Source organism: Rahnella sp. P4_A8, from assembly GCF_056402435.1.
Genome location: NZ_JBFUHK010000178.1, coordinates 1 through 2,087 on the forward strand (window position 1 = coordinate 1; position 2,087 = coordinate 2,087).

Consider the following 2,087-nt stretch of genomic DNA (forward strand, 5'->3'; position numbering starts at 1 on the left):
GCACAAAAATGAATTTGTATTCATAAAAATGCTTAAGTGACCGGCATTAACCCGAAGGTCGCCTTTTGACGTGCAGAGCAAAAACTTACTTCAGTTCGTCAACCATGGTGGTGGCGCGGCCGATGTAGTTGCCCGGTGTCATGGCTTTCAGACGCACTTTCTCGTCTTCGGGTAATTCAAGTGAATCGATAAATGCCTGCATACCGGCAGCATCAACACGCTTGCCGCGTGTCAGCTCTTTCAGCTTCTCGTAAGGCTTTTCAATGCCGTAACGACGCATCACGGTCTGGATAGGTTCAGCCAGTACTTCCCAGTTGTGATCCAGTTCGTTCGCCAGATTCGCTTCGTTCACTTCAAGCTTGCTGACGCCTTTCATGGTTGCCTGATAAGCAATCAGTGCATAGCCCAGACCCACGCCGAGGTTGCGCAGTACAGTAGAATCCGTCAGGTCGCGCTGCCAGCGGGAAACCGGCAATTTGCTGGCCAGATGCTGCAATACCGCATTTGACAGACCGAGGTTGCCTTCGGAGTTTTCGAAGTCGATCGGGTTCACTTTGTGCGGCATGGTAGAAGAACCGATTTCGCCTGCAATAGTGCGCTGCTTGAAGTGGTTCAGGGCAATGTAACCCCAGATGTCGCGGTCGAAGTCGATCAGGATGGTATTGAAACGCGCCACGCAGTCAAACAGTTCGGCGATGTAGTCGTGTGGCTCGATCTGGGTAGTGTACGGATTCCAGGTAATGCCCAGAGAGGTAACGAACTCTTCACTGAACTGGTGCCAGTTCACTTCCGGATACGCCACGATGTGAGCATTGTAGTTGCCGACAGCACCGTTGATTTTGCCCAGGATTTCGACATTTTGCAGTTGCTTAAACTGACGATCCATACGGTAAGCGACGTTAGCCAGTTCTTTACCGATGGTGGATGGCGTAGCAGGCTGGCCGTGGGTACGGGACAGCAGCGGAATGTCGCGGTATTTGTGTGCCAGGTCTTTCACGGCATCAATAATCTGTTTCCAGTACGGCAGCACCACATCCTGACGTGCAGTTTGCAGCATCAGTGCGTGAGACAGGTTATTGATGTCTTCAGAAGTACAGGCGAAGTGAATGAATTCAGACACCGCATGCAGGGCAGGGAGCGTAGCCACTTTTTCTTTCAGGAAATACTCAACGGCTTTGACATCATGATTGGTGGTTTTTTCGATATCTTTAATGCGCTGTGCGTCATTAACATCAAAATTTGCCACAATCTGGTCGAGGAAAGCGTTTGCGTCGGCATCAAAAGCAGGAACTTCCTTGATTTCTGCACAGGCTGCCAGTTTTTGCAGCCAACGTACTTCAACCTGCACACGGAATTTCAGCAGGCCAAATTCGCTGAAAATAGTACGCAGCGCGCTGACTTTATCACCGTAGCGTCCATCAACGGGGGAAACGGCGGTCAGTGAGGATAATTCCATCGGTAGCAACTCCTGGGATCTTATTAACAATGAGCGAGAATATTCTTCGCCTGTTCAAACAAGCGATTACGGGAAAACATCAGTTGCAGGCGGCCACCGCCGACCTGGTGCCACAGCACCGCGGAGCGGATCCCGGCCAGTAAAATGGCGCGGACCTTTGCCTGCACTTGCGAATTTTGCAAAATTGCCGGTGAACCGGTCACCTGAATACGCGGACCGGCCGGGCTGACTACGTCGACATAAATCGAGGCCAGAGAGCTGATCATCGTTTCAGATTCCAGTTCGAAATGCGCGAGTTGACGGTCGAGCTGGTCGATACGTTCACCGAGCTGATTCATGGCGGCTTTGTTGGCGTACAGCTTGCGCTCCAGCACCATCAGGCTTAACGCATAACGCGTTAACTCAGCGCCCGGTCCCTGGCGGTTCGCGTTCAGCACGCCCAGCAGCGTCTCAAGCCCCATCTTCAAATTGGCTTCATTATTACCGTAAACTGCCAGCGTCGAGGCCGGATTCATCTCCAGCAGGCTGCGCAGTGACACTGACATTTCTTGCTGTGAGCATTGGCCTTCATGTGCCAGTTGCTGAACCAGGCGTGCTGCCTGACAGATCCCCGCCAAAGCCAGCGTAATGT

2 protein-coding genes are annotated in these 2,087 nt (G+C 52.2%); both read right to left on the reverse strand.

Annotated features, from left to right (window positions below; translation table 11 throughout):
- Window positions 1–85: 85 nt before the first annotated feature.
- Window positions 86–1,456 carry an adenylosuccinate lyase gene (gene purB / locus AC1DUO_RS24360; RefSeq protein ID WP_013576215.1) on the reverse strand — a complete coding sequence of 457 codons (1,371 nt, stop codon included), beginning with the start codon at window positions 1,454–1,456 and terminating at the stop codon, window positions 86–88.
- 23 nt (window positions 1,457–1,479) lie between these two features.
- Window positions 1,480–2,085: a high frequency lysogenization protein HflD gene (gene hflD, locus AC1DUO_RS24365; RefSeq protein WP_477989166.1), complete on the reverse strand. Its 606-nt coding sequence runs from the start codon at window positions 2,083–2,085 to the stop codon at window positions 1,480–1,482.
- Between the last annotated feature and the right edge of the window lie 2 nt (window positions 2,086–2,087).